Source organism: Rhodococcus sp. ACPA4 (genome assembly GCF_002300185.1).
Taxonomy (GTDB): Bacteria; Actinomycetota; Actinomycetes; order Mycobacteriales; family Mycobacteriaceae; genus Rhodococcus_F; species Rhodococcus_F globerula.
In genome coordinates this window covers 2505693-2528231 of sequence record NZ_NSDY01000001.1, presented here as the reverse complement: position 1 = coordinate 2528231, position 22539 = coordinate 2505693, and the positions used below count along the sequence as shown (strand labels likewise).

General features: G+C 63.2%; 21 protein-coding genes. 13 read left to right on the top strand and 8 right to left on the bottom strand.

The genetic code is table 11. The features are described from left to right. Window positions 1-26 precede the first annotated feature (26 nt). Genes CJ178_RS11435 through CJ178_RS11425 form a run of 3 tightly spaced genes read left to right on the top strand, consistent with a single transcriptional unit; the run spans window position 27 to window position 1230 of the window. Complete coding sequence (locus CJ178_RS11435) at window positions 27-260, top strand: HTH domain-containing protein (RefSeq protein WP_033235460.1); 234 nt, start codon at window positions 27-29, stop codon at window positions 258-260. Between the two features lie 4 nt (window positions 261-264). Further along, complete coding sequence (locus CJ178_RS11430; protein ID WP_095886721.1) at window positions 265-810, top strand: Clp protease N-terminal domain-containing protein; 546 nt, start codon at window positions 265-267, stop codon at window positions 808-810. A gap of 39 nt (window positions 811-849) precedes the next feature. Next, window positions 850-1230, top strand: coding sequence for a phage holin family protein (locus CJ178_RS11425; protein WP_033235458.1), 381 nt, complete (start codon window positions 850-852; stop codon window positions 1228-1230). Between the two features lie 31 nt (window positions 1231-1261). On the opposite strand, the gene CJ178_RS11420 is transcribed toward CJ178_RS11425, so the two are convergent. Then, complete coding sequence (locus CJ178_RS11420) at window positions 1262-2131, bottom strand: 1,4-dihydroxy-2-naphthoate polyprenyltransferase (RefSeq protein ID WP_095886720.1); 870 nt, start codon at window positions 2129-2131, stop codon at window positions 1262-1264. Between the two features lie 61 nt (window positions 2132-2192). Between CJ178_RS11420 and CJ178_RS11415 the strand changes: the two genes are divergently transcribed. Then, window positions 2193-5387 (top strand): BTAD domain-containing putative transcriptional regulator, encoded by a 3195-nt coding sequence (locus CJ178_RS11415; RefSeq protein ID WP_257013108.1) that lies wholly within the window; start codon window positions 2193-2195, stop codon window positions 5385-5387. A gap of 10 nt (window positions 5388-5397) precedes the next feature. Here the strand turns inward: CJ178_RS11415 and CJ178_RS11410 are convergent, their stop codons facing one another. Then, window positions 5398-6225 carry an ABC transporter permease gene (locus CJ178_RS11410; RefSeq protein ID WP_095886718.1) on the bottom strand — a complete coding sequence of 276 codons (828 nt, stop codon included), beginning with the start codon at window positions 6223-6225 and terminating at the stop codon, window positions 5398-5400. Further along, window positions 6222-7229 (bottom strand): daunorubicin resistance protein DrrA family ABC transporter ATP-binding protein, encoded by a 1008-nt coding sequence (locus CJ178_RS11405; protein WP_033235454.1) that lies wholly within the window; start codon window positions 7227-7229, stop codon window positions 6222-6224. Before CJ178_RS11405 ends, CJ178_RS11410 begins: the two co-directional genes overlap by 4 nt. A 260-nt stretch (window positions 7230-7489) precedes the next feature. On the opposite strand from CJ178_RS11405, the gene CJ178_RS11400 reads away from it, so the two are divergent. The 4 genes from CJ178_RS11400 to CJ178_RS11385 all read left to right on the top strand — a co-directional run bounded on the left by CJ178_RS11400 (window position 7490) and on the right by CJ178_RS11385 (window position 13360). Continuing rightward, a complete protein-coding gene (locus CJ178_RS11400; RefSeq protein ID WP_045063808.1) occupies window positions 7490-8383 on the top strand; it encodes a type IV toxin-antitoxin system AbiEi family antitoxin domain-containing protein in 894 nt (297 codons plus the stop codon). Window positions 8384-8652: 269 nt separating this feature from the next. Next, entirely contained in the window at window positions 8653-9879 is a 1227-nt protein-coding gene (locus CJ178_RS11395; RefSeq protein WP_045063807.1) for an ABC transporter substrate-binding protein, read from the top strand. A 26-nt stretch (window positions 9880-9905) separates the two neighbouring features. Then, window positions 9906-12626, top strand: a complete 2721-nt coding sequence (locus tag CJ178_RS11390; RefSeq protein ID WP_095886717.1) for an ABC transporter permease subunit — start codon at window positions 9906-9908, stop codon at window positions 12624-12626. Beyond that, on the top strand, window positions 12623-13360 hold the full coding sequence (locus CJ178_RS11385) for an ABC transporter ATP-binding protein (RefSeq protein WP_045063803.1): 738 nt from the start codon (window positions 12623-12625) through the stop codon (window positions 13358-13360). Before CJ178_RS11390 ends, CJ178_RS11385 begins: the two co-directional genes overlap by 4 nt. 18 nt (window positions 13361-13378) lie before the next feature. Here the strand turns inward: CJ178_RS11385 and menE are convergent, their stop codons facing one another. Genes menE through CJ178_RS11360 form a run of 5 tightly spaced genes read right to left on the bottom strand, consistent with a single transcriptional unit; the run spans window position 13379 to window position 16675 of the window. Further along, window positions 13379-14518: an o-succinylbenzoate--CoA ligase gene (gene menE / locus CJ178_RS11380; RefSeq protein ID WP_095886716.1), complete on the bottom strand. Its 1140-nt coding sequence runs from the start codon at window positions 14516-14518 to the stop codon at window positions 13379-13381. Then, complete coding sequence (locus tag CJ178_RS11375; protein WP_033235450.1) at window positions 14515-14820, bottom strand: DUF3349 domain-containing protein; 306 nt, start codon at window positions 14818-14820, stop codon at window positions 14515-14517. The genes menE and CJ178_RS11375 overlap by 4 nt, the downstream gene beginning before the upstream one ends. 4 nt (window positions 14821-14824) lie before the next feature. Next, window positions 14825-15157, bottom strand: coding sequence for a DUF3349 domain-containing protein (locus tag CJ178_RS11370; RefSeq protein ID WP_033235449.1), 333 nt, complete (start codon window positions 15155-15157; stop codon window positions 14825-14827). A 55-nt stretch (window positions 15158-15212) separates the two neighbouring features. After that, on the bottom strand, window positions 15213-15476 hold the full coding sequence (locus CJ178_RS11365) for a hypothetical protein (RefSeq protein ID WP_033235448.1): 264 nt from the start codon (window positions 15474-15476) through the stop codon (window positions 15213-15215). 14 nt (window positions 15477-15490) lie between these two features. Next, window positions 15491-16675: an inorganic phosphate transporter gene (locus tag CJ178_RS11360; RefSeq protein ID WP_033235447.1), complete on the bottom strand. Its 1185-nt coding sequence runs from the start codon at window positions 16673-16675 to the stop codon at window positions 15491-15493. 262 nt (window positions 16676-16937) lie between these two features. On the opposite strand from CJ178_RS11360, the gene CJ178_RS11355 reads away from it, so the two are divergent. From CJ178_RS11355 to CJ178_RS11335, 5 genes are all read left to right on the top strand, one after another. Beyond that, on the top strand, window positions 16938-18362 hold the full coding sequence (locus tag CJ178_RS11355; RefSeq protein WP_045063800.1) for an ABC transporter substrate-binding protein: 1425 nt from the start codon (window positions 16938-16940) through the stop codon (window positions 18360-18362). A 75-nt stretch (window positions 18363-18437) separates the two neighbouring features. Continuing rightward, a complete protein-coding gene (locus CJ178_RS11350) occupies window positions 18438-20690 on the top strand; it encodes an ABC transporter permease (RefSeq protein ID WP_095886715.1) in 2253 nt (750 codons plus the stop codon). Then, window positions 20683-21426, top strand: a complete 744-nt coding sequence (locus CJ178_RS11345; protein ID WP_033236481.1) for an ABC transporter ATP-binding protein — start codon at window positions 20683-20685, stop codon at window positions 21424-21426. The genes CJ178_RS11350 and CJ178_RS11345 overlap by 8 nt, the downstream gene beginning before the upstream one ends. Then, window positions 21423-22166: an ABC transporter ATP-binding protein gene (locus tag CJ178_RS11340; RefSeq protein ID WP_051730716.1), complete on the top strand. Its 744-nt coding sequence runs from the start codon at window positions 21423-21425 to the stop codon at window positions 22164-22166. The genes CJ178_RS11345 and CJ178_RS11340 overlap by 4 nt, the downstream gene beginning before the upstream one ends. Next, entirely contained in the window at window positions 22163-22525 is a 363-nt protein-coding gene (locus tag CJ178_RS11335) for a hypothetical protein (protein ID WP_174557328.1), read from the top strand. Before CJ178_RS11340 ends, CJ178_RS11335 begins: the two co-directional genes overlap by 4 nt. Window positions 22526-22539 lie beyond the last annotated feature (14 nt).

The window sequence follows — 22539 nt, the reverse complement described above, 5'->3', positions numbered from 1 at the left end:
GCCGGCTGTCAACCTATATTGACACCATGACCGAAGCGACCTCACTCGCCACCGCCGCGGGCAGTCCCGATCCAGCCGAGGGCTTGCGGGCCGTTCGGGCGCTGCGACGCCTGCTCGAACGACTCGAAGCCATCCAGGTTGCCAACGCGCGCAAGCAGGGATGGTCCTGGCAAGCGATTGCCGAGACTCTCGAGGTGAGCCGTCAGGCCGTCCACAAGAAGCATGCAAGCGCAGAGTCGCAACGAGGGAAAGGCAGGTAGGGAAATGTTCGAGAGGTTTACCGCAGACGCACGCGCGGTTGTCGTCGACGCGGTCGGCAGTGCCGATCAGGTGACTCCCCAGGAATTGTTGGAAGCACTATTGGCCACCGACCGTGGCATCGCCACAGCGACCCTGCGCGAGTGCGGTGTCACCGCCGAATCGCTGCACAGCGAGACTCCGACGAACGATCTTGATCAAGACGCCGATGTGCTGGCGTCGATAGGCATCGACCTGGCCGCCATTCGGGAGAGCCTCGAGCAAGCGTTCGGGAAGGGAGCGCTCGACGAGCCTGCCGTGCCTGCCGGGATCGGTTCGCGTCGTGGCAGATTCGCCTTCCCGCGCTCGAGATTCGAGAAGGACGCGAAGAAGGTTCTCGAACTGTCACTGAGGGAAGCGGTTGCGCACAAGAGCAACCACATCGGCGCCGAGCACATACTCCTCGGCATCCTGCGTGTCGCCGATGGTCCGACGCGCACGGCACTCGAAGCGCAGGTCAGCATCCCCGAGATCCGTAGCCGGCTGGAATCGGCGATGCGCCCAGCGGCCTAGACGCCACGACATGACGGGATCATGTGCCAGCATTCAGACATGACATTTCTGGCACGTCTCATAGTCAACGGAATAGCTATCTGGCTCGCCTCCATGTGGGTCACCGGAATCACCATCGACAGCAATCAAGACGATACGTGGGGAAACATCCTGGTCATCGCCATAATTGCGCTGATCTTCACCGTCGTCAACGCGTTCATCAAGCCGTTGCTGAAGCTACTGTCCCTCCCGCTGTTGATTCTCACGCTCGGGTTGTTCACGCTTGTCATCAACGCGCTCATGCTGATGTTGACGGCCTGGATCTCGACGTCGCTGGACGCCGGCCTGACCGTCGACGGATTCTGGACCGCTGTCTGGGGCGCACTGATCATCTCCGTCGTGAACTTCGTCCTCAGCGCGTTTGTGCCCGAGAATCGCTGATCAGGGCCTTCGCTGATCAAGCTTTCGCTGATCAGGCCAGGCTGAGCGCAACTGCCGTCGTGGCACCCCAGACAAGCATTGCAAGTCCGGTGTCGCGCAGAGCAGGAATGAGAGCCATGCCCTGACCGCCCGAGCGCAGTGGTGCGTTGGCTCGGACTGCAAGTGGCAACGCGAGCAGTCCGAGCAGCGCCCACGGTGTTCGTAGAACAAGCAGCAGTGTTGCGATGAACGGAACAGCCAGCAGGACGACGTGCAACGTGCGGGTCTTCGCGTCGCCGAGGCGGACGGCGAGTGTGATCTTGCCGGATTCGGAGTCCGTCGGGATGTCTCGTAAGTTGTTGGCCACAAGAACCGCACTAGAGAAGGAACCGATGGCAACGGCGCCGGCAAGTCCGGCAAGATCAATGCGTTCCGCCTGCACGAATTGAGTTCCCAGAACTGCGACCAGGCCGAAGAACACAAACACGGCGATCTCGCCGAATCCGCTGTACCCGTACGGCTTCTTGCCGCCCGTGTAGTACCAGGCGCCGATGATGCAGAACACGCCAACCGCGACCAGCCACCACGCCGTCGTAGCGGCCAGGGCAAATCCGGCAACAGCCGCGACGGAGAAGCAACCGATGGCTGCGGCCTTGACGGTGCCGGGGCTGACCAGCTTCGATCCGACCAGGCGAATCGGCCCGACGCGATCGTCGTCCGTCCCGCGAATTCCGTCGGAGTAATCGTTCGCGAAGTTCACCCCGATGATCAAAGCCAGGGAAACGATCAGCGCGAGGAGCGCCTTCCACCACACCGCGTGATCCAGTGACGCTGCTGCTCCGGTGCCGACCAGCACCGGGGCAATCGCATTCGGGAGGGTGCGCGGTCTCGCGCCTTCGATCCATTGAGCAGCTGTAGCCATACAACGATCTTTGCACTGTGCAATACCATCGAACGCGGTGGATCAGGACAAGACTCGAGACGTGACTGGCATAACTCTGCTCGGCCCCGTGTCGATCGGGGCGGTAGATCGGTGGGTCGGAGTGCCCGGGCCGCGAGCGCGCGCCCTGCTCACCGCGTTGGCGCTCGATCCGGGGCATCCATGTTCGCCGCAGAGCCTGATCTCCGACATCTGGGGGTCGGAGCCGCCGCGCTCACCGACCAATGCTCTACACACTCAGGTGTCCAGGCTGCGATCCGCGCTCCCGGAAGGCGCCCTGGAGGTGACGTCGGCGGGCTATCGGCTCACGGTGCCACGAGATCAGGTTGATCTCGCGCGAGCCGAAGACGAGGTTCGAGCGCTTCGCGGTGCTGACGTCCACCCGCGCGAGTTGCTGACGAGAGTCACTGCAGCTCTGAATCTCTGGCGGGGGAGCCCGGGCGACGATGTTGTCGGGCCGGCGGGTGAGCAGTTGGCTTCGCGTGCCAAGAGCCTGCGCCGCGAACTTGTCACACTGCGACTGCGCTCGCTGCTCGAGCTCGGGGATTTCTCCGAGGCACTTCCTCTTGCGCGAGAAGCTCACGCCGACAATCCTTTCGACAACACCGCTGCCGGGAACCTGATGCGATCGCTCGCAGGCTCGGATCGTGTCAACGAGGCGCTCGAGATGTTCGCGGTGCACCGCGAGCGCCTGGCTGACCGGTTGGGCGTTGATCCGTCGCCGGCTCTGGTGGCGCTGAACGCGGACTTGCTCGCTGCGCCGACTGCGTCGACTGCGGCAGCCCGGAGTTCCCGCGCGATCGGTTTGCGCGCGGCACCCAACGCCATGTTCGGCCGCCGAGACGATATCGAGAGAATCGAGGCACTCCTCGAACGGTCTCGCGTCGTCACGATCCTCGGACCCGGCGGCGCGGGAAAAACCCGTCTGGCACACGAATTGGGGTCGCGGGCCTCGGCCCGCACGTCCGTTGTTCTGGTCGAACTGGCGTCGTTGCGAAGCAGCGACGACGTGATCGCGGCGATCGGTAGCACCCTCGGAATCAGTGAAGCCGATCTGGCACCAGGTCGCCTGACAGTCGGGCGAACGCACTCCGCCCGCGAGCGGTTGGTCGAGGTTCTTTCGGCCGGTCCGATGATGTTGATTCTCGACAACTGTGAACATGTACTCGGGGCCTGCTCGGACATCGTTGCCGAGATGATTGCAGCCAGTGCTCAGTTGACCGTTCTGACGACAAGTCGATCACCGCTCATGCTCAGTGCAGAGGTCGTCTTTCCGTTGCCTCCGTTGGAGATTCACGGTGATTCCGGGTCTGCGGTGGAATTGTTCACGGCTCGGGCCAGAGCCGTGCGACCGTCCGTACATCTCGATTTGGTGGCCGTCGGAAAGCTGTGCGCGACGCTCGACGGCTTGCCGTTGGCCATCGAACTCGCGGCGGCCCGCGTGCGGACGATGAGCGTCGAGGAAATCTCGGCGCGCCTGAGTGATCGCTTCGCGCTCTTGCGATCCGGTGACCCCACGTCGCCGGATCGCCATCGCACTCTGCACGCGGTGATCGACTGGAGTTGGAATCTGCTCGGCCCCGAGTATCGAGTGGCACTAGCTCGATTGTGCCGATTCCCGGCAGGTTTCACATTGTCTTCGGCGCGAGCGGTCGCCGAGTGGGACGGCGTGGATGACATAGCCGACGCGATCGAGGCTCTGGTCAACCAGTCGTTGCTTACCGTCGTCGACGGGCCGGACGGGTTGCGCTACCACATGCTCGAGACGGTTCGCGAATACGGCGAGGAGAAACTCGGCGATCTCGGTGAGGGGACGGAAGTTCTTCGGAGACTTAGTGGCTGGGCCGTCGCGATCGCCGGGGACGCTCGCCGACGGGCTCGTTCCGATCAGCTGCGCCTTGTGGGCGAGATCGACGCCGAACATGACAATCTCCTTGCTGTGCTGCGTTGGGCAGTCGACGGCAAAGACGGCGTGACCACAGCGAGTGTCTTCCCGGTTCTCGGAGTGCTCTGGTCGATTCGGGGTGCACACACGGAAGTAGCGAACTGGGCACCGAAGGTGATCGAAGCAACTCGAGATCACGACCTACGTGACGTAGACGGCGACTTGGCGGCCACGACGTTCATGTTGGTGGCGATGCATCTACTGTTCGCCGAACTCAGTCGCGATCACGTTCGAGCAAGGGTTCGCCTCCGAAAGATGCTGCGCGAGCGCGGCGATCTGCGGCCGATGTTCGTGTTTTTCATCCGATTGCTGAATAGTCCCCGCTCCGGGTACGGCGTTGCGCGGTTGTTGGCGGAAGGAGTCCGCAGCGCTGACACCGAGACCCGGACGGCGGCGTTGTTCGCGCGGTCGAACTTGCGCGAGAACATCGGCGATGTGCGGGGTGCACGTAGTGATGCCGAGGATCTTCTGCGGTACGCCCGAGAGATCGGAGACGAGTGGGGCGTCGCGATGGCCGCTCAACACGTCGGCTCGGTCCACAGTCAATCGACGAGATATGCCGAAGCTGCCGAGTACTACGCGCTGGCAGCGGCGGCCAGCGAAAGTCTGGGAGCTCACGAAGAAGCGGTGCAGCTCATCGGGTTTCAGGCAAGCGCGTTGATCGCCGACGGCGATTCCACGGGCGGGCGCGCGTTGCTGGATCAACTGCGGCCCGCGCTGGCGCAGGTCGGCGCCAACTCTGCGATCGAAAATCATCAGCGGCGGTCGGCGATGTCGGCCAATCTTGCCGAGGCAGATCTGGCAGAGGGTCATGTCGAACTGGGTCTACGCCAATACCGAGAGGCGCTGGATCTGCTCGGCGACGCGATGGGCAATGTGTACGGAGATCCGTTTGTCATCCTGCTCAGCGCTGCCGCGGTATGCGCGCATGCACTGGCCGGGCAGTCGGCGAAGGTTGCGGATCACGTACACCGGATGGTCGAGTCGAGTCTGATCAAGTTGCATCCCAACGGATATACCGATCTGCCACTGACGGGTTCGGTTGCGGCGGCCGTCGGTGCCTACGATCTGTCGACCGGGAACGTCGGGCCCGGTACTGAACTGTTGGCCCTCGCCGTCGTGATGCGGGGACGGCAGGATTTTGCCTCGCTGCAGCATGAACGGCTCATCGCATTCGCGCGCGGAATTGTCGGTGACCAACAGTGGTTTGACGCGGTGAACACGGTTTCGAGATACCCACGCGCCACGACCCGCGAAGCAGTTCTTGCCGCGCTTCGCGGATCGCGTGGGTAATCGTCTCTCTTTACGTCTTGCGCATGTACATCCGTACGGTCAGCGGTGCCATCACGGCCACGATGACTGCCGCTCCGACGAGCGACCACACCACGTGAATACCGAAGTGGCCTTCGTTCGCGAGTTCGCGAACTGCGGTCACCAATTGTGAGACCGGATTGACGTTCACGAACTTCTGCAGCCAGCTCGGCATGGTGGCGGGATCGACGAACGCATTCGACATGAACGTCAGGGGGAACAGCACGAGCATCGAAACACCCTGCACCGTAGACGCTTTGTTCATAATCACGCCCATGAGCGCAAAGATCCAACTGATCGAGAACGCGCACACCATCACCAGAATCGCGGCAGACAGGATGCCGATCGCACCGCCGGCCGGGCGGTATCCCATGGCAAAACCGACGATGAACGTAATCGTGGTGGCGATGCCGTACCGAACGACGTCGGCGAGCAAGGCGCCGGACAGCGGAGCGATACGAGCAATCGGCAACGACTTGAAGCGGTCGAACACGCCCTTGTCCATGTCTTCACGAAGCTGAGTGCCGGTGACGATGGAACCGGTGATGACCGTCTGGACGAGGATGCCGGGGATGATCGTCGGCAAGTACGCCGTGACGTCGCCGGCGATGGCGCCGCCGAAGATGTACGTGAACATCAGCGTGAAGATGATCGGCTGGATGACAACGTCGAACAGTTGCTCGGGATTGTGCTTGATCTTGAGAATGCCGCGGTACGCCATCGTGAACGTATTCGCGAAACTCTGCTCGAGACTGATCCGCCGCGGAGCCGAAGTGAGATCGGCGACTGGCGATTTGGTAGTGGTGAGAGTAGTAGTCATGCGGGAATCCGATCGGAGTTGTTGTCGGAATCGGCGTCGTTGCGTCCATGGTCTTCGGGTTGATGCCCGGTGATGGTGAGGAACACTTCGTCCAGGCTAGGTTTCTGCACGTTGATCTCGTCGACGGCGATGCCGCGCTCCCGCAAGCGGATCAGGAGATCGGCGGTTACGGATGGGTCGCTCAGCGGGGCGGTGATCCGGCCGACCTCGGGAGTGACACCTACCTCGACACCGAGCATCGACGCGATAATGGATCGGGCTTCGTCGGTTCGATCGCGCTCGACGAGTTTGAGATGCAACGACGAAATGCCCACCGACGCCTTGAGCTCGTCGGCTGTGCCGTTTGCGATCACTCGGCCACGGTCGATCACCGCGATCCGATCGGCCAACTGATCGGCCTCGTCCAGGTATTGCGTGGTCAACATGACCGTCGAACCCTCGGCGACCAGTCGCCTGATCGTCTCCCACATTTGGGCGCGGGTACGCGGATCGAGGCCGGTCGTGGGTTCGTCGAGGAACAACAGAGGCGGGCGGGCGATCAGGCTGGCCGCGAGGTCGAGGCGTCGACGCATTCCGCCGGAGAAGTTCTTGAGAGGTTTGGCTGCGGCTTCGGTGAGGTCGAATTCCTCGAGAAGCTCGAGTGATTTCTTGCGGGAGTCCTTGCGGCTCAGACCGAGCAGACGGGAGAAGATCACCAGGTTCTCGGTGGCCGTCAGGTCCTCGTCGACGGACGCGTATTGCCCGGTCACGCCGATCAGGGATCGCACTGCCACGGGTTCGCGGCTGACATCGCGGCCGAAGATGCGGGCCTCACCGCCGTCGGGGCGCAGGAGGGTGGCGAGCATGCGAACGGTGGTGGTCTTGCCCGCGCCGTTGGGGCCGAGCACGCCGAACACCGATCCAGTGGGCACGGTGAGGCTGACTCCGTCGACAGCGCGTTGCTCACCGAACATCTTGACTAGGCCCTCGGCCTCGATGGCAAGAGGTGAAGCTGTGTGGTTCATGGGATCAAGCGTGACAGAGTGCGCTTGCATTTGCCTTGCGTGGAACTTGCGCAGCCGTGCGAGGGTGACAGCGGGGTGCGCCGCAGGGCGATTATGCAGCCGCAGGCCCGATCGAGCGCGCGTGTGCTGATTCTGCGCGCGACGGCGTTTTCCACATTGGCAGCGTTATCCATAGCGGCAGCCTTCTCCACAGTGCCAGCGTTATCCCCAGCCGAACATTTGTTGCCGATGAACGCCGATAGAGGCGGCACGCTCGCCACATGGGAATTCTCACGCGGGCACAGGCCCATCGGGACGGCATCAGCGACGCGCAGTTGCAGCGGGCCGTCAGGTGCGGAGAGCTGCACCGAATCGCAGCGGGAATCTACATGCGGGCCGATCACTACCGCGAACTCGATGCGCGAGCCCGTCACCGCCACACCGCCCTCGCCACCGCTGCAGCCTGCGGACCGGGCGCAATCGTCAGCCATGTGTCCGCGGCAGTGATGCACGGTCTGGACTGCGGCGGGTTAGGCCTGAATGTTGTGCACGTGACGCGGAACAGAAGCTCGGGTGGGCGAAAGAGTGCCACCTTCCACCTTCATCCGGTACCGCTGGTTCCGGAGGAGATCGTGCTTGTCGACGGTGTGGCAACGACGTCGCTGGCGCGCACGATTGTCGATATCGCGCGCACGACGTCGTTTGAGAATGCCGTGGTGATCGGCGACTGTGCACTGCGCCGGGGGATGAGACGTGACGATCTTGCATCCGTGCTCGAACGTTTGCACGGCCGCCGCGGAATGAGCCGGGCGCGGGTGGTTGCCGAGTTCATCGAACCCGGTGCCGAGAGCCCAGGGGAGTCCATCAGCCGGGTGCGCATGCGCGCCGACGGATGGCCGATGCCGACCTTGCAGCAGGAGATCCGCCTCGGCGGACGGTTCATCGGGAGGGTCGACTTCTTCTGGGAAGAATTCGGGGTGGTGGGCGAGTTCGACGGCATGGTGAAGTACCGCAGCGAGAATCCGGGTGCGGTGGTGGAGCGCGAGAAACTGCGCGAGGACGCAATCCGAGATGCGGGGTTCGAGGTATTCCGCTGGGTGTGGGCGGATCTGCGGGACTTCGAACGGGTGCGGGAGCGCTTCGATCGGGCGTGCGTGCGCGGCGTCGCGCGCTGAATGTTCGGCCGCGCGGGTGATCAGGCCTGCGGCTGAACATTCGGCCTGCGGGAGCTAGTCGAGCCGTGCGCGAACCAGGCAAAACGTAACATTGCATAGCGCTCCGTAACGAAATTTCGCGAAACCGCCCTTACGGAGCGACTCGCTCTAATACGCTGCTGCCAAGTCGGACGGACTGGCGCTTCCTCGGCTGAGTAGTCGCAGCTCAGTGGATCAGACCAGGGCAGGGCGTCCGAAACATCGCTGTCTACACACAAAAGGACGCGCACGTGAACTTGAAGAGAATTACCCCAGCAATCGCCGCGCTCGCGGCTGTAGGACTGCTCGTGTCGAGCTGTAGCAGCGATAGTGGTTCGGACCCGTCCGAGAACGCCGCGACCGGAGATCCGATCAAGGTAGGTCAGATCGCTCCGATCGAGGCGCCGGGGCTCGGCTCCGCCGCTTACGCCGCCGGCATGGTCGCATCGGTCGACGCTTTCAACGATCGGGGCGGCGTGAACGGACGCCCCCTCGAGCTGATTCAGTGCGACTCCATGGGTGATCCGAACAAGGAGGTCGACTGCGCGAACAAGATGGTCTCCGAGGGGGCCGTCGCGACGCTCGCGGACTTCACTCCGGTTTCGTCGGAGGCGTCGTCGAAGATCCTGCTGGACGCCGGAATCGCCCGCATCGGGCTGAACCCGGTGAACATGGCCGACTTCACCGCGACCAACGTCTACACGCCGTTCTCCGGTTCACTGCTCAACCTGTACGGAATGATCGACATGCTGGTGGCACAGGGCAAGACCAAGCTTTCCTTGATGCGCCCCGACCTTCCGGTGACCGCACAGCTGGTCGGCTTGCTGACCCCTGCGGTGCAGGCCAAGGGGGCGGAGATCGTCAACGACGTCGCAGTGGGTACCGGTGCGACCGATTACACCCAGTTCATCGCGGCGGCGGAGCGCAACGGCGCGCAGGGCGTGATCATGGCGCTGGGTGCGGCCGACGCGAACCCGATCGCGCAGTCGTTCGAGCAGCTCGGATCGAAGCTGACTTTCGCGTTGGGGTCGGCGGGCTTCTCCCAGGCGGACCTGCAGGATCTCGGCACCTTCGCCACGTCCTCGACGTACACCGGCCCGACTCCCGCAGCGTCGTCGAGCACCGACGACTTTCCCGGTCTGAAGGATTTCCTGGCAGACATGGAGAAGTCCGGTAAGGACGAACTGGGGCGCGAGAACCTCAACGGCGACGCGATGAACCCGTGGTTGACGGTGCGCGCATTCGGTGAGGTCGCAAAGGATCTCAAGGATGTCAACAAGAACACGGTCATGCAGGGATTCGAGAATGCCAAGGCACTTGACATGGCGGGCCTTGTGCCCGCTTGGACGCCGAGTGCGGTCGAGCCTTTCGGGATCTTCCAGCGCGTCTCGAACTCGATGATGTACCGGATGACGTTCGACGGTGACGTTGTCATCACCGATCCGGTTCAGTACGACCTGCGCAACCCTACTGCCTGAGCTGAATTCACCCTGGAGATTGACGAATGACTGAGTTCCTACAGTTTGCGATTCTCGGCCTGGGGGCTGGCTCTGCCTATGCGCTCCTGGCGCAGGGCATCGTGCTGGTTTATCGCGGTTCCGGGGTGGTGAACTTCGCGCAAGGCGCGATCGCCATGGTGGGGGCCTACTTCAGTTTGGAAACCCTTCAGCGAGATCATGATTGGGGCCTGGTTCCGGCTTTCCTCGTGGCAACGGTAGTGGCTGGACTGATCGGACTGGCATTTCAGCTGCTGGTGTTGCGGTGGCTCACCAATGCCGCGCCGATCGTCCGGCTGGCCGCCACCCTCGGCTTGATGGTGATCCTGCAGGCCGGGGTGCAGCAGTACTACGGCAGCACCCCGATCCGGGTGCGTGCCTTCCTGCCCGACGACGCGTATCACTGGGGAGGTGTTGTGGTACAGCAGGATCGGATGATCCTGCTGGGTATCGCGGTGGTGTCGACGGCGGCGCTGTGGGCCTGGACTACGTTCACCCGGGTGGGCTTGGCCATTACCGCGGCCGCCGAGCACGAACGAGCGGCCGCTGCGCTCGGCTGGTCTCCGCAGCGTCTGGCAACGTTGACCTGGACCGTTGGCGGAGCGCTCGCCGGTGCCGCGGGAATCCTGGTGGCGCCCTTGACCGGGCTCACTCCGTCGGCGTTTGTGGTGATCGTGACGGTCTCGGCGCTTGCCGCGGCTTTGCTCGGTGGTTTCCGCTCCTTCCCACTCACCCTGCTCGGCGGATTGTTGCTGGGTGTGGGTGAGAGCCTGATCGTCCTGTATCAGGACGGCCTGCGGGATCTCCTCGGGATGGAGACGCTCACCGGCGTCAATCGGGCTGTGCCGTTCGCGGTGATCCTGGTGGTGCTCGTTGTGCGGGGGAAGGGGTTGCCGCTGCGCAGTCATGTTTCCGAGCGGCTGCCCAAACTCGGATCAGGCGAGATCCGTTGGGCAGGTGTCATACTCGGAGTTCTGGTGACTGTCGGCATCATTGCGGCCGGTGGCGACTGGCTTCGGTCCTTGACGCTGACTCTGGCTGCGGCGGTGTTCCTGCTCTCGATCGTGGTCCTGACGGGTTTTGCCGGCCAGCTCTCGCTCGCCCAGTACACCGTCGGTGGCCTTGGTGCGCTGTTCGCAGCGCGGCTCGTCGGGCAGGCCGGTTGGCCACTGGTGCCGGCGGCGCTGGTGAGCGTGGTGGCGGTGATTGTGATCGGGGTGGTGTTCGCGCTGCCGGCGTTGCGAACGCGGGGTGTGAATCTGGCGGTTGTCACACTGGGGCTCGGGTTCACCATCCAGGAGATGGTGTTCAACAATCCGACCTTCACCGGCGACAAGCTCGAGGGTTCGGTGAAGATCAACCAGCTGAGTCTGTTCGGGCTGGAGGTGACGCCAACGCGTTACCCCGAGCGGTGGGCTCTGCTGTGCCTCGTAGCGCTGGTGCTGTGTGCACTGATGGTCGCGAATTTGCGACGCTCGCGCACCGGCAGACGGCTGATCGCTGTGCGGACCAACGAGCGAGCGGCGGCGTCGCTCGGGATCAGCGTGTTTGCCGTCAAGATCTACGCGTTTGCGTTTGCGGCCGGTTTGGCTGCTGTGGCAGGCATTCTCCTCGGTCTACGCAACACCGCGGTCACCTATCTCGAGTTCAACGTGTTCGCGTCGATCAATGCCGTAGTCCAGACGGTGACCGGCGGCCTCGGCTTTGTACTGGGTAGCGTCATCGGTGCGCTGATGGCGCCGGGAGCGCTGTTCAGCCGACTGCTCTCGGGCCTGGCTCTGGCCTCACTGCTCGGCGGTGTGATCCTCATTGTCACTCTGCTCACCAACCAGAACGGTATCGCCGACATGATTTCGCGCGGGCTTCGGTCGGTTCCAGGGCTGAGCACGCTCGGCACCCGCAAAAAGGGCCGTGGTCATCAACTTTCGGATGAATCGCCAACCGGTTCGGTAACCCCGACGCCATTGATCGTACGGGGATTGACGGTGCGATTCGGCGGCGTGGTCGCTGTCGACGGTGTCGACCTCGATGTTGCGCCGGGGCAAGTGGTAGGTCTGATCGGACCCAACGGGGCCGGGAAGACCACCGTGATCGACGCGATCACCGGATTTGTCAGCCCAGCGGCGGGGCGGCTCACCCTGGGGGACGACAACATCACCGGGTGGTCCACTGCGCGCAGGTCCAAAGGTGGGCTCCGCCGCTCCTTCCAGTCGCTCGAGCTGTTCGAGGACGTCACCGTCGGGGAGAACATCCATGCCGGCGCCGACGAATCGACTTGGCGCACATGGGTTACCGATCTGATTCGCCCCGGCCGTCATCCACTCTCGCCGAGTGCGTCGACGGTTGTGCGGGACTTCGAGTTGGAGAACGATCTGGACAAGTTACCGGGCGAACTGTCGTACGGTCGGCGACGGCTGGTGGGCATCGCCCGAGCGGTTGCCTCCGCACCGTCCGTCATCCTGCTCGACGAGCCGGCAGCCGGACTGGACGACGCCGAGAGCCGTGAACTCGCAGTTGCCATCCGGCACTTGGCCGTACAACGCGGCGCGGGGGTGCTTCTCGTCGAACATGACATGGGACTCGTGATGTCCACGTGCGATCGGATCGTGGTGCTCGAAGCCGGCCGGGTGATCGCGTCCGGAACACCGGACGAGATTGCCTCCAGCCCGGCTGTCCGCGACGCCTATCTGGGTTCCGACATCGAGACGACAACGGAGGCAACACGATGACAAGCACCAGTGAGAAGACGGTGGCGGCGGACATTGTCCTCGAATGCCGTGGCCTGAGTGCGGGTTACGCGGGGGCGGTGGTCTGCCGTGACCTCGACATCACGGTGCGATCGGGGGAGGTGGTGGCACTTATCGGCGCCAACGGCGCCGGCAAGTCCACCACCATGCTCACCGTGGCCGGAGAACTTGCCCCGATATCGGGCGAGATCTCGGTACTCGGCTCCAGTCGGCGTTCGTCCCTGTCGTCGTTGGCGCGTCGCGGTCTGAGCTACGTGACCGAGGAACGGTCCGTGATCATGGGCCTGACCGGGGCCGAGAACCTCCGCCTGGCAGGTGTATCCGCAGACGCCGCCTGCGCGATATTCCCCGAGTTGCGCGCTCTCCTGAAGCGTCCGGCAGGCCTACTGTCAGGTGGTGAACAACAGATGCTGACGCTGGCCAGAGCGCTGGCCCGGGAACCTCGTCTCCTGCTGGCCGACGAACTGTCGCTTGGGCTTGCGCCGCAGATCGTGCAACGCCTACTCGCCGTGGTGCGGGAGGCCGCGGACCGCCAGGGTCTCGGTGTACTCCTCGTCGAACAACACGTGCGGCAGGTGCTCGCGGTAGCGGATCGGGTGTACGTCCTGCGCCGAGGCGCAGTGATGATGGAAGGCACCGCAGCAGAGATCGGTGCGGACCTCGACGCCGTGCAACGTGCCTATCTGGCGCAGGGTCCAACGAGCACAGAGCAATAGGCTCCAGTGCGCAGAGCTCTAGCCGAACCTGGCCACCAGAGCCGCCCGGTCGAGTTTGCCTGGGCCACGGAGGGGGAGTGCGTCCACGACGAACAGCTCGCGCGGCGCTGCGGTCACATCGAGCGTGCGCTGAGCGTGGGCGCGCAATTCCTCGAGCGTCGGGGGTGCGCCTTCGGGCACAACGCACACCACGACCCGTTGGCCGAGGCGCGGATCGGCGACGCCGATGACAGCGCACTCCCGAACAGCGGGATGATCAGCGAGTGCGGCTTCGACGACCTGCGGCACCACAGTCAGCCCGCCGGTGGAAATCGCTTCGTCGAGGCGCCCGCTGATGCGCAGAACGCCGTCGACCACCGACCCGGCGTCGTCGGTGCGAAACCAGCCGGGCTCGGAAAAGGCCGGGTGATCCGGGAGTCCACGATACCCGGACGCGAGCATCGGCCCGCCCAGCAGAACTCGGCCGTTGTCGATGCGAATCTTTGCCCCGGACAACGGGATTCCGTCGTACACGCATCCGCCGGCGGTTTCGCTCATGCCGTAGGTTCGCACAACTTCGATGCCCGCCGTGGCGGCTTGCTCGAGAACCGGTACGGGAGTTGCGGCTCCACCGAGCAGTACGGCGTCGAGGGAGGCAAGCGCGTCGACAGCACTGGGATCTGACAGCGCTTTGACCAACTGTGTCGGGACCATCGACGTGTACTTTCGCGGGCCACTCATCGCGGCAACCGCAGCGGGAAGCGCGGCGGGATCAAAACCCGAGCTGACGTCGACGACAACGGGTTCGGTTCCGGCGAGAGCGCTGCGCAGCAGAACCTGCATGCCCGCGATGTGGTGCGGCGGAAGGACAAGTAGCCAGGAACCGGGCCCGCCGAGGTACTCGTGGGTGGCCTCGCCGCTCGCGCGTAGTGCGTCGGCGCGCAGCATCGCTCCCTTCGGAGTCCCGGTGGTTCCCGATGTCGCCACAACCAGGGCAATGCCGTCGTCGATGGGCTCGCCGGGATGCAGAGCGTCGGAGAGCCTGGCTCTCTCGCGCGAATCAGCGGCCGGGACAGGGAGAACGGCGGGGCCTGTGCCGTCGAGTATCCGGGCGATGTGCGGCAAGACTTCGAGGACGGACGCGCCCTGCGGAATCGGTAGTGCTTCGAGGGTATTCATCGTCGAACGTCCGGTCCGGCCAGCGGCCAGCCGCCGGCAGCAAGATGACTGCGGACACGATCGACGTCGGTCTCCAGCGGCATCTCGTTGGTGATCTTGGTGATCAGGACCTGGATGTCGGTCTTCTCGATCGGGAGATCACCGTCTTCGATCAACGCGTCGGCAACCGCGTCGACTTCCGTTTCCGAGAGTCGACGCGTCAGCAGAGCAAACAACGGAATGTAGTCCTGTTCGGGAACGCCGTTGGGATAGCCGGCCCGCAACCAACCGACTATCGAGGTGAGGAAGGGCGGAAGGGCCATGACGTCAGCTCACATCTCGAACTTCATGTTCGGCGTTGTCGTCGAAGACGGGCCACCCGCCTGCGCGCAGACGCGCAGTCACACGTTCGACGTCCTCTTCGGAGGATTCCTCGTGGAGGATCCCCTCGATGATCGCCCGGAGCGTGTCGTAGTCGACGTGCCGATCCGGAACTTCGTGCGCGGATTCGATGGACATCGCGACGACCTGTTCGATTTCCTCGTCGGTCAGTCGTCGACGCAATACGGCGAGCAGCGCAAAATGATCTTTGTCCGGGATTCCTTCGGGGTATCCCGCCCGCAGCCAGTCGAGCACGCTGCGCAATGAATACTTGCTCAAATCCTCGGCCTCTTTTTCGTTTCGGTGGTGGAGTCGGATCGCCCTTGCGCCGGATTCAGAAGACGTTGATTCCGAACGTGCTGGCCAGGAAGTTCTTCATCAGCAGCAGTATCCCAGCGAAGATCGTGATCAGCACGACGGCAAAGCACAGATAGGCTCCGGCTTTGCCGAGTGGAGTGGGCCCGTCGGAGCCGTCGGCGTTCTGCAGACTCAGCGATTTGAGGCCGAGCGCAAAGATCGCGGGCAATCCGGCGCCGAAGAGCAGGCCGACGGCAACTACCTGCCAGAGTGATTCGAGAGTGTCGGTGAGGAGATGCATTCTCGTCTGCCCTTTCAGGAGTTGTGGGTGGTCTCGGGGGTCGGTGTCGGATCTGCGACGGGCACAGCTTGATTCTCGTCCCACTCAGCGGTCACGTTGGCCGCGTCGACAGGTTCTTTACGCGAACGCACGTACATGAAGATCGCAAACGCGATCAGGGCGGCGAAGACGACCAGAACACCGGCGAGTCCGCCGATGAAATGTGCGATGGCCCAGCAGATCGCGCCGACGATTGCGGCCGACGGGAGAGTGATCAGCCACGCGGCACCCATGCGTCCGGCGACGCCCCAGCGAACTTCGGCGCCCTTGCGGCCGAGGCCGGTGCCGAGGATGGATCCGGTGGCAACGTGAGTCGTGGACAGCGGGAGTCCGAGGTGGCTCGACGTAAGAATGATTGCGGCCGAGGATGCTTCGGCAGCTAGTCCCTGAGGTGCGGAAATCTCGACGAGACCCTTGCCGAGTGTGCGAATGATTCGCCATCCGCCGAGGTAGGTACCCAACGCAATTGCGACGGCACACGTGAACTTGACCCAGAACGGCATCTCCGTCTCGGCGGTGATGGATCCGTGAGCCACCAAGGCCAAAAAGATGACGCCCATTGTCTTCTGGGCGTCATTGGTGCCGTGCGCAAGGGAGATCAGTGAAGCGGTGCCGATCTGACCGAAACGGAATCCGCGCTCACGCTCGTCTTCCTTGACGGACGCGGTGATCCGGTAGACGAGCTTGGTGCCGACGCCGGCAACCAGTGCCGCCACCACGGGGGCCAGGAGTGCCGGAACGACAACCTTGGTGAGTACGCCACCCCACTCGACGCCGCCCATTCCGATGGACGCGATCGCCGCGCCGATCAGACCGCCGAACAGCGCGTGGGACGAACTCGACGGGAGGCCGAGCAACCACGTCGCCAAGTTCCAGATGATGCCGCCGACCAGACCGGCAAAAACGATCAGCAGAAGGTCCTGTCCGCTGACCGCGCCCAGGTTGACGACGCCTTTGGCGACCGTCGCCGCAACCTCGACGGACAGGAAGGCACCAACCAAGTTCAGGATTGCGGAGAGTGTGACCGCGACCTTCGGTTTGAGTGCGCCGGTGGCAATGGATGTGGCCATTGCATTGCCTGTGTCGTGAAATCCGTTCGTGAAATCGAACGCGAGGGCGGTGACAACTACCACCAGGAGGATTACGAGCTCTGCGGTCACAACGTGAATTGTGCGTATCGAACGCGTAAATGTACAGCCAACGAGATGTGACGTTCCGTGACATGAGGTAGAGGCGGGCGCGTGGGCTGCGCTACCGCAGCTGAGGGCGTGTTCAGTGACACTGCTCCGAACTCTTGTGTTGCGTTTCACTTTTCCGTCTCACTGACCGGGAAAGCACATTCGTCGCGTTTTGATCGCTGATTACCTACGGCACTGAGCGCGCTGTTCGGCAGCGCACGTGTGTGAGAAGGAGAGTTTCGAAGTGAAGCCCAACAAGACCGCGAAGCTGGTTGTGGCACTGGCCGCAACTGCTGCATTGGTCTCTGCCTGTGCAGGCGACCGCGGTGACGACCCGTCGGCAACGTCGAACGGTGCATCCGTTGCGACGGCCGACGTTGCGTCGAAGAGTTCCGATGCCAAGTTCGGAACCCTGGATTCGCCGTGCGGCGACGGAGATGCGAAGGGCGCGACGGATCAGGGTGTCAGCGACACCGAGATCAAGATCGGCTTCGGCGACGACCGCGGCTACGTGAAATCCCCAGGCCTCAACAAGGAGATGAGTGACGCGGTCAACGCCCTCATCTCGTGGTGCAACGATCAGGGCGGCATCAACGGCCGCAAGGTTGTCGGTACCGACTACGACGCGGCGATGACGCAGGCCAACTCGGTCATGCAGGAAGCCTGCGCCAGCCAGTTCATGTTGGTCGGTCACGGATTCGCGATGGACCAGACAGCAGAGCAGACCCGCGTGGCCTGCAACATGGTTGCGGTTCCCGGATTCACGGTGTCGCCCGACGCCGCCAACGGACCGATGACGTTCCAGGGTGTCCCGTTCCCCGTCGACTACGCCAACGGTTCGCAGTGGTTCCAGATGGCCGAGATGCATCCGGACCTGCTGAACGACTTCGACGTCGTCAACAGCACGATGCCGACGATCATCACCTCCACCAACAAGATTCGGTCCATCGCCCAGGCTGCGGGCTTCAAGCTCAAGGACTGCGGCGTCACGCTGAATTACGAGGGCGAATCCAGCTACGTGCCGTTTGCCGAGAAGTTCAAGGAATGCGGTGCCAAAGGCATCTGGACCTCGCGTTCGGCCAGCCCGGCCGAGCTGAACTTCGTCAAGTCTCTCGATCAGGTCGGCATCGATCCGATCTTCTTCGGTGAGGCCACCTGGTACGGCGAGTCCATCGCCTCCTGGAACAAGGACACCGGCCTGCTCGACAACCTGAACGCCGGCATGACCTTCCAGATGCTCGAGAACGCGGACAAGGTTCCCGCTGTCAAGAAGTACGTCGACCTGGTCAACGAGCAGGGCGGCAAGACGGCACTTCTCGGTATGCAGGCTGCATCGTCGTTCCTGCTGTGGGCCACCGCTGCGGATGAGTGCGGCAGCGACCTGACGCGCCAGTGCATGGTCAACGAACTGTCGAAGATCGACGACTGGGACGGCGGCGGATTGCATGCCGCTACCGATCCGGGCAAGAACATGCCGGCCACCTGCGGCCTCATGACGTCACTGAAGGGCGCCGAGTACTCACAGGCGTTCCCGACGACGGCAGGCGAGTTCAAGTGCGACCCGAAGTACATGGTTGCCACGGACAAGAGCACGTGGGGCACCGATCTGGATGCCGATCGCATCTCCACGAAGTACCAGAACGCGAATGTGATCAAGCCGCAGTCCTGATTCACCTGAGGAAGGTGGCGCGCTCCGCGTATGCGCGCAGCGCGCCACCTTTCCTCCCCTAACGAGGGTTCAGTTATGAACACTTTTGTCACTTTCACGATCCTGGGTTTGGTCCTGGGATCGGTGTACGCGATCGCCGCTTCCGGGTTGGTGCTCACGTACAACACGTCCGGAATTTTCAATTTCGCGCACGGCGCTCAGGCGATGCTCGGCGCGTTCATCTACTGGCAGTTGCGGTACGGCTGGGAACTCCCGACCGTGGTTGCGTTGCTGATTTCTTTGGTTGTGGTCGGCCCGTTGATGGGGCTGGGCCTGTACGTGTTCATCATGAAGGGCCTGCGCGATACGGCGGAGGTCACCAAAATTGTTGTCACGGTGTCGATCCTGCTGGGTATGCTCTCGATCTCGCACTGGTTCTGGCATCCGGAGACCGCGCGCACGATGCAGATGTTCTTCGGTGATCAGTCCAAGATCACGGTGTTCGGTGCGAGCATCCGCTACCACGAGTTGATCTGCATCCTCGTCGCGATCGGTATCGCGGTGGGTCTGCGGATCCTGTTCACCAAAACCCGCGCCGGTGTCGCGATGCGCGGTGTCGTCGACGATCCGGATTTGTTGCGCCTGAACGGTCATAACCCGGAACGCTTGGCGGCGTTGTCGTGGGCGATGGGATCGACGTTGGCGGTGTTGGCGGGTATCTTGATCACCCCGATCAGCGGCGGCACCCTCGAAGCGAACATGTTGACGCTGTTGGTGATCGACGCGTTTGCCGCCGCGATGTTCGGTCGGCTGCGCAGTATTCCGCGCACGTTTGTCGGCGCCGTGGTTCTCGGTCTCGCCGGTACGTACGTGTTGGCGTACTTCCCGACAAGTTGGAGTTGGACGTCGAATTTCCGTGTCTCCCTGCCGATGATCGCGCTGTTCGTGGTGCTGATCGTGCTGCCGCAGGACCGTCTGCGCGGCGCCGTCACCCGTACCCGCGAGCGGTATCACGTCCCGACGGTCCGCAAGGCCGTCATCTGGGGTGTCGCGCTCATTGTCATCGTGTACCTGCTGCGTCTGCTGATGGTGACGTCGGCGATCACGACGTTGACGATCGGGATGACGTTCGCGATCATCGCGCTCTCACTGACGTTGTTGACCGGGTATGCCGGTGAATTGAACTTGGCGCCGGTCTCTTTCGGTGCCATCGCCACCATCGTGGCGTTCCATTTCGGTATCTCCGGTAGCGGGTTGGCGGCGCATCTGAACCTGTGGGGCATCATCGTCGGTGTGCTTGTCACCGCCGTCATCGGTGGTCTCGTCGCGTTGCCGGCGCTGCGTCTGCGCGGGTTGTATCTGGCTTTGGCGACGATGGCGTTCGGTGTGTTCCTCTCCAACATGGTCCTTCGTGATACCACCGAACACGAGATGTTCGGCATCCGGTACTCGCTGTTCAAGGACGGCAACATCGCGATCCCGCCCCTGAAGGTCGGGCCGCTCGATCTCAGTAACGACACGGTGTTCCTGATGACCGTCACCGCACTGTTCTCCGTGCTCGGTGTCGGAGTGATCGCGTTGCGCAACAGCGGTTACGGCCGTCGACTCGCCGCGATGAAGGACAGCCCCGCCGGATCGGCGATGCTCGGCCAATCCCTGGTTCGGCTCAAGCTCAGCGTGTTCATGATCTCCTCCGGCATCGCCGGATTGGGCGGCATCCTGATGTCGAGCGCGATGGGCTCGGTCTCGGGGGAGAGCTTCGCGATCATGGTCTCGTTGTCGCTGCTGATGCTCACCGTCGTCGCCGGAATCGGCTACGTCAGTGGCGCCCTGTTCGGTGGTTTGATGGCGGGCATCGGTTTTGCCGTCATCATGGTCTCGTTCACCAACCTCGCGTCGGCGCAGCCCGAACTCGAGGGAATGTGGCTGCTGCTGGGCAACATCGCGGCAGTGAGCCCGGCGTTGATCGGTATCGGTGTCGGCGCGAACCCCAGCGGCACCATCCACCAGGTCGTCGAAGGGTACCGCCGTTTGATGAACGCCACACCGGTCCTCTACGGCGGCGCCGCCGTGATCGCGGTGACGTATCTGCTCGCCTTGGGTGGGGTGCTCGGGAACTGGTGGTTTGCCTCCATCACCATCGCGGTGGTGTTCCTGTTGCCGGTGATCGGTGAAATGGTCATGCCGGCAGCAGTTCTCACCCCGGAGGAGTTGGCGGCGAAGAAGACGCTGGTCCCGGAAGAGGTCGGGATCGACGTCCCGTACAGCGACGAGGTGCGCGGCGAACTCGACCGTGAACTCGGCATCGACCTCGTCAAATCCGAAAAGGAGTTGGCCGCTCATGTCTGAGACACCTTTGCTCGAAACCCGCGGTGTCACGGTACGTTTCGGTGGCCACGTGGCCGTCAAGGATGTGTCCCTGACGGTGGCCCCGGGAACGGTGACCGGGTTGATCGGCCCGAACGGCGCCGGTAAGACCACCCTGTTCAACACCATCACCGGGTTGCAGAAACCGACGTCGGGACAGGTCTTCCTCGATGGCGTGGACGTGACGAAGTTGGCGCCGCACAAGCGCGCCAACAAAGGTTTGGCGCGCACGTTCCAGCGCCTCGAGTTGTTCGTCTCGTTGTCGGTGCGCGACAACCTGCGCGTCGCCGGCGACATCCACAAAGCGAACAGCGGCAACAAGATCGACGTCGACGCCGAAACGGATCGACTGCTCGAGCTGACCGGCCTGAGCGATGTAGCGGAAAAAGATGTCTCCGACATCCCCACCGGCCGCGCCCGAGTCGTCGAGGTCGCGCGGGCCTTGATGACGAACCCGCGGATTCTGCTTCTCGACGAGCCGGCATCGGGTCAGACCGAGCAGGAAACGGAGGTGTTCGCGCAGATGCTCACCGACCTCGCAGCGGGGGGTCTGGGAATTTGTCTGGTCGAGCACGATATTCCGTTGGTGATGAAGGTGTGCTCGACCATTCACGTACTCGACTACGGAGCGGTGTTGGCCTCGGGTGATCCGGAGAAGATCCGCACCGACCCGGACGTGATCGCCGCGTACATCGGCACCGAGGAGGAAGCAGTATGACCGCAGCAACGATCGACCCGGCAGCGGCCGAAACACCGCGTCCGGAGCCGTTGCTCGAATTATCGGGTGTGCGTGCCGGTTACGGGGCCATCGAAGTCCTCCACGGCGTGGACCTCGTCCTGCAGCCCGGCGCCGTTGTCGCGTTGCTCGGCCCGAACGGCGGCGGAAAAACCTCCACGTTGAAGGTGTGCTCCGGTGTCCTACCGGTCACACGCGGGGAGTTCAAACTCGCCGGACGGGTCGTCAACGGAATCGAAGCGTCCGAACTCGCCCGGTTGGGTGTGTGTTCCATCCCGGAAGGGCGTGGGATCTTCGCGAACCTGTCGGTGCGCGAGAACCTGTGGATCGCCACCGGAACCGGAGCCTCCCTCGCGGACCTGGAAGAGGTTGCGTACACACGTTTCCCGATCCTGGGGGAGCGTCGGGGCCAGTTGGCGGGTTCGATGTCGGGCGGTGAGCAGCAGATGCTCGCTCTCTCGCGGGCGTTGGGAACTCATCCGACGGTGTTGCTGCTCGACGAGTTGTCGATGGGTCTGGCACCTCGAATTGTCTCGCAGATGTACGACGTGGTGGGTTCACTTGCCGCGGAAGGTATTTCCATCCTCGTGGCGGAGCAGTTCGCGCGGGCGGTGTTGCCGATCGCGACGTCGGCGGCGTTGATGTTGCAGGGTCGCGTTACTCGGGTCGGTGACCCGCATGAGATCGAAGAAGAACTTTCTACCAGTTATCTAGGAGGATGACGATGACGACAGTTGAAGATCGCCGTGATGAGTTCAAGAAGAACATCACCGACCTCAAACTCGACAAGGGACAGTCCGGTGGCGACGCGAAAACACTGTTCGGCGGCCTGATCCTGATGGTGGTGGGGGTAGTCGGCGCGTTTGTCCTCTACATCTCCTCGCTCACGGAATCGGATCTGCGCAACATCGCGTCGTACCAGATCTTGGCGATCGCGTTCCTGGCGTTGACGGTCATCGGAGCGGCGATGTTCATCGCCGCGTCCGTCGCGAAGGTCCTGCGGTTGTGGCTGGTGCGTCAGCTGCTCGAAGGCCAGGCCCAGACCGATCAGATCGCACAGGCACTGAACACACGCATCTGAACCCAGCTCAACTG

Bases quoted from the DNA above. Each gene is read 5' to 3' on its own strand.
- CJ178_RS11400 (WP_045063808.1), top strand. From the start codon at position 7,490: ATGGGAATTCTCACGCGGGCACAGGCCCATCGGGACGGCATCAGCGAC.
- CJ178_RS11350 (WP_095886715.1), top strand. From the start codon at position 18,438: ATGAACACTTTTGTCACTTTCACGATCCTGGGTTTGGTCCTGGGATCG.
- CJ178_RS11410 (WP_095886718.1), bottom strand. From the start codon at position 6,225: ATGACTACTACTCTCACCACTACCAAATCGCCAGTCGCCGATCTCACT.
- CJ178_RS11365 (WP_033235448.1), bottom strand. From the start codon at position 15,476: ATGCATCTCCTCACCGACACTCTCGAATCACTCTGGCAGGTAGTTGCC.
- CJ178_RS11425 (WP_033235458.1), top strand. From the start codon at position 850: ATGACATTTCTGGCACGTCTCATAGTCAACGGAATAGCTATCTGGCTC.
- CJ178_RS11340 (WP_051730716.1), top strand. From the start codon at position 21,423: ATGACCGCAGCAACGATCGACCCGGCAGCGGCCGAAACACCGCGTCCG.
- menE (WP_095886716.1), bottom strand. From the start codon at position 14,518: ATGAATACCCTCGAAGCACTACCGATTCCGCAGGGCGCGTCCGTCCTC.
- CJ178_RS11405 (WP_033235454.1), bottom strand. From the start codon at position 7,229: ATGAACCACACAGCTTCACCTCTTGCCATCGAGGCCGAGGGCCTAGTC.
- CJ178_RS11335 (WP_174557328.1), top strand. From the start codon at position 22,163: ATGACGATGACGACAGTTGAAGATCGCCGTGATGAGTTCAAGAAGAAC.
- CJ178_RS11375 (WP_033235450.1), bottom strand. From the start codon at position 14,820: ATGGCCCTTCCGCCCTTCCTCACCTCGATAGTCGGTTGGTTGCGGGCC.
- CJ178_RS11435 (WP_033235460.1), top strand. From the start codon at position 27: ATGACCGAAGCGACCTCACTCGCCACCGCCGCGGGCAGTCCCGATCCA.
- CJ178_RS11385 (WP_045063803.1), top strand. From the start codon at position 12,623: ATGACAAGCACCAGTGAGAAGACGGTGGCGGCGGACATTGTCCTCGAA.
- CJ178_RS11420 (WP_095886720.1), bottom strand. From the start codon at position 2,131: ATGGCTACAGCTGCTCAATGGATCGAAGGCGCGAGACCGCGCACCCTC.
- CJ178_RS11390 (WP_095886717.1), top strand. From the start codon at position 9,906: ATGACTGAGTTCCTACAGTTTGCGATTCTCGGCCTGGGGGCTGGCTCT.
- CJ178_RS11430 (WP_095886721.1), top strand. From the start codon at position 265: ATGTTCGAGAGGTTTACCGCAGACGCACGCGCGGTTGTCGTCGACGCG.
- CJ178_RS11345 (WP_033236481.1), top strand. From the start codon at position 20,683: ATGTCTGAGACACCTTTGCTCGAAACCCGCGGTGTCACGGTACGTTTC.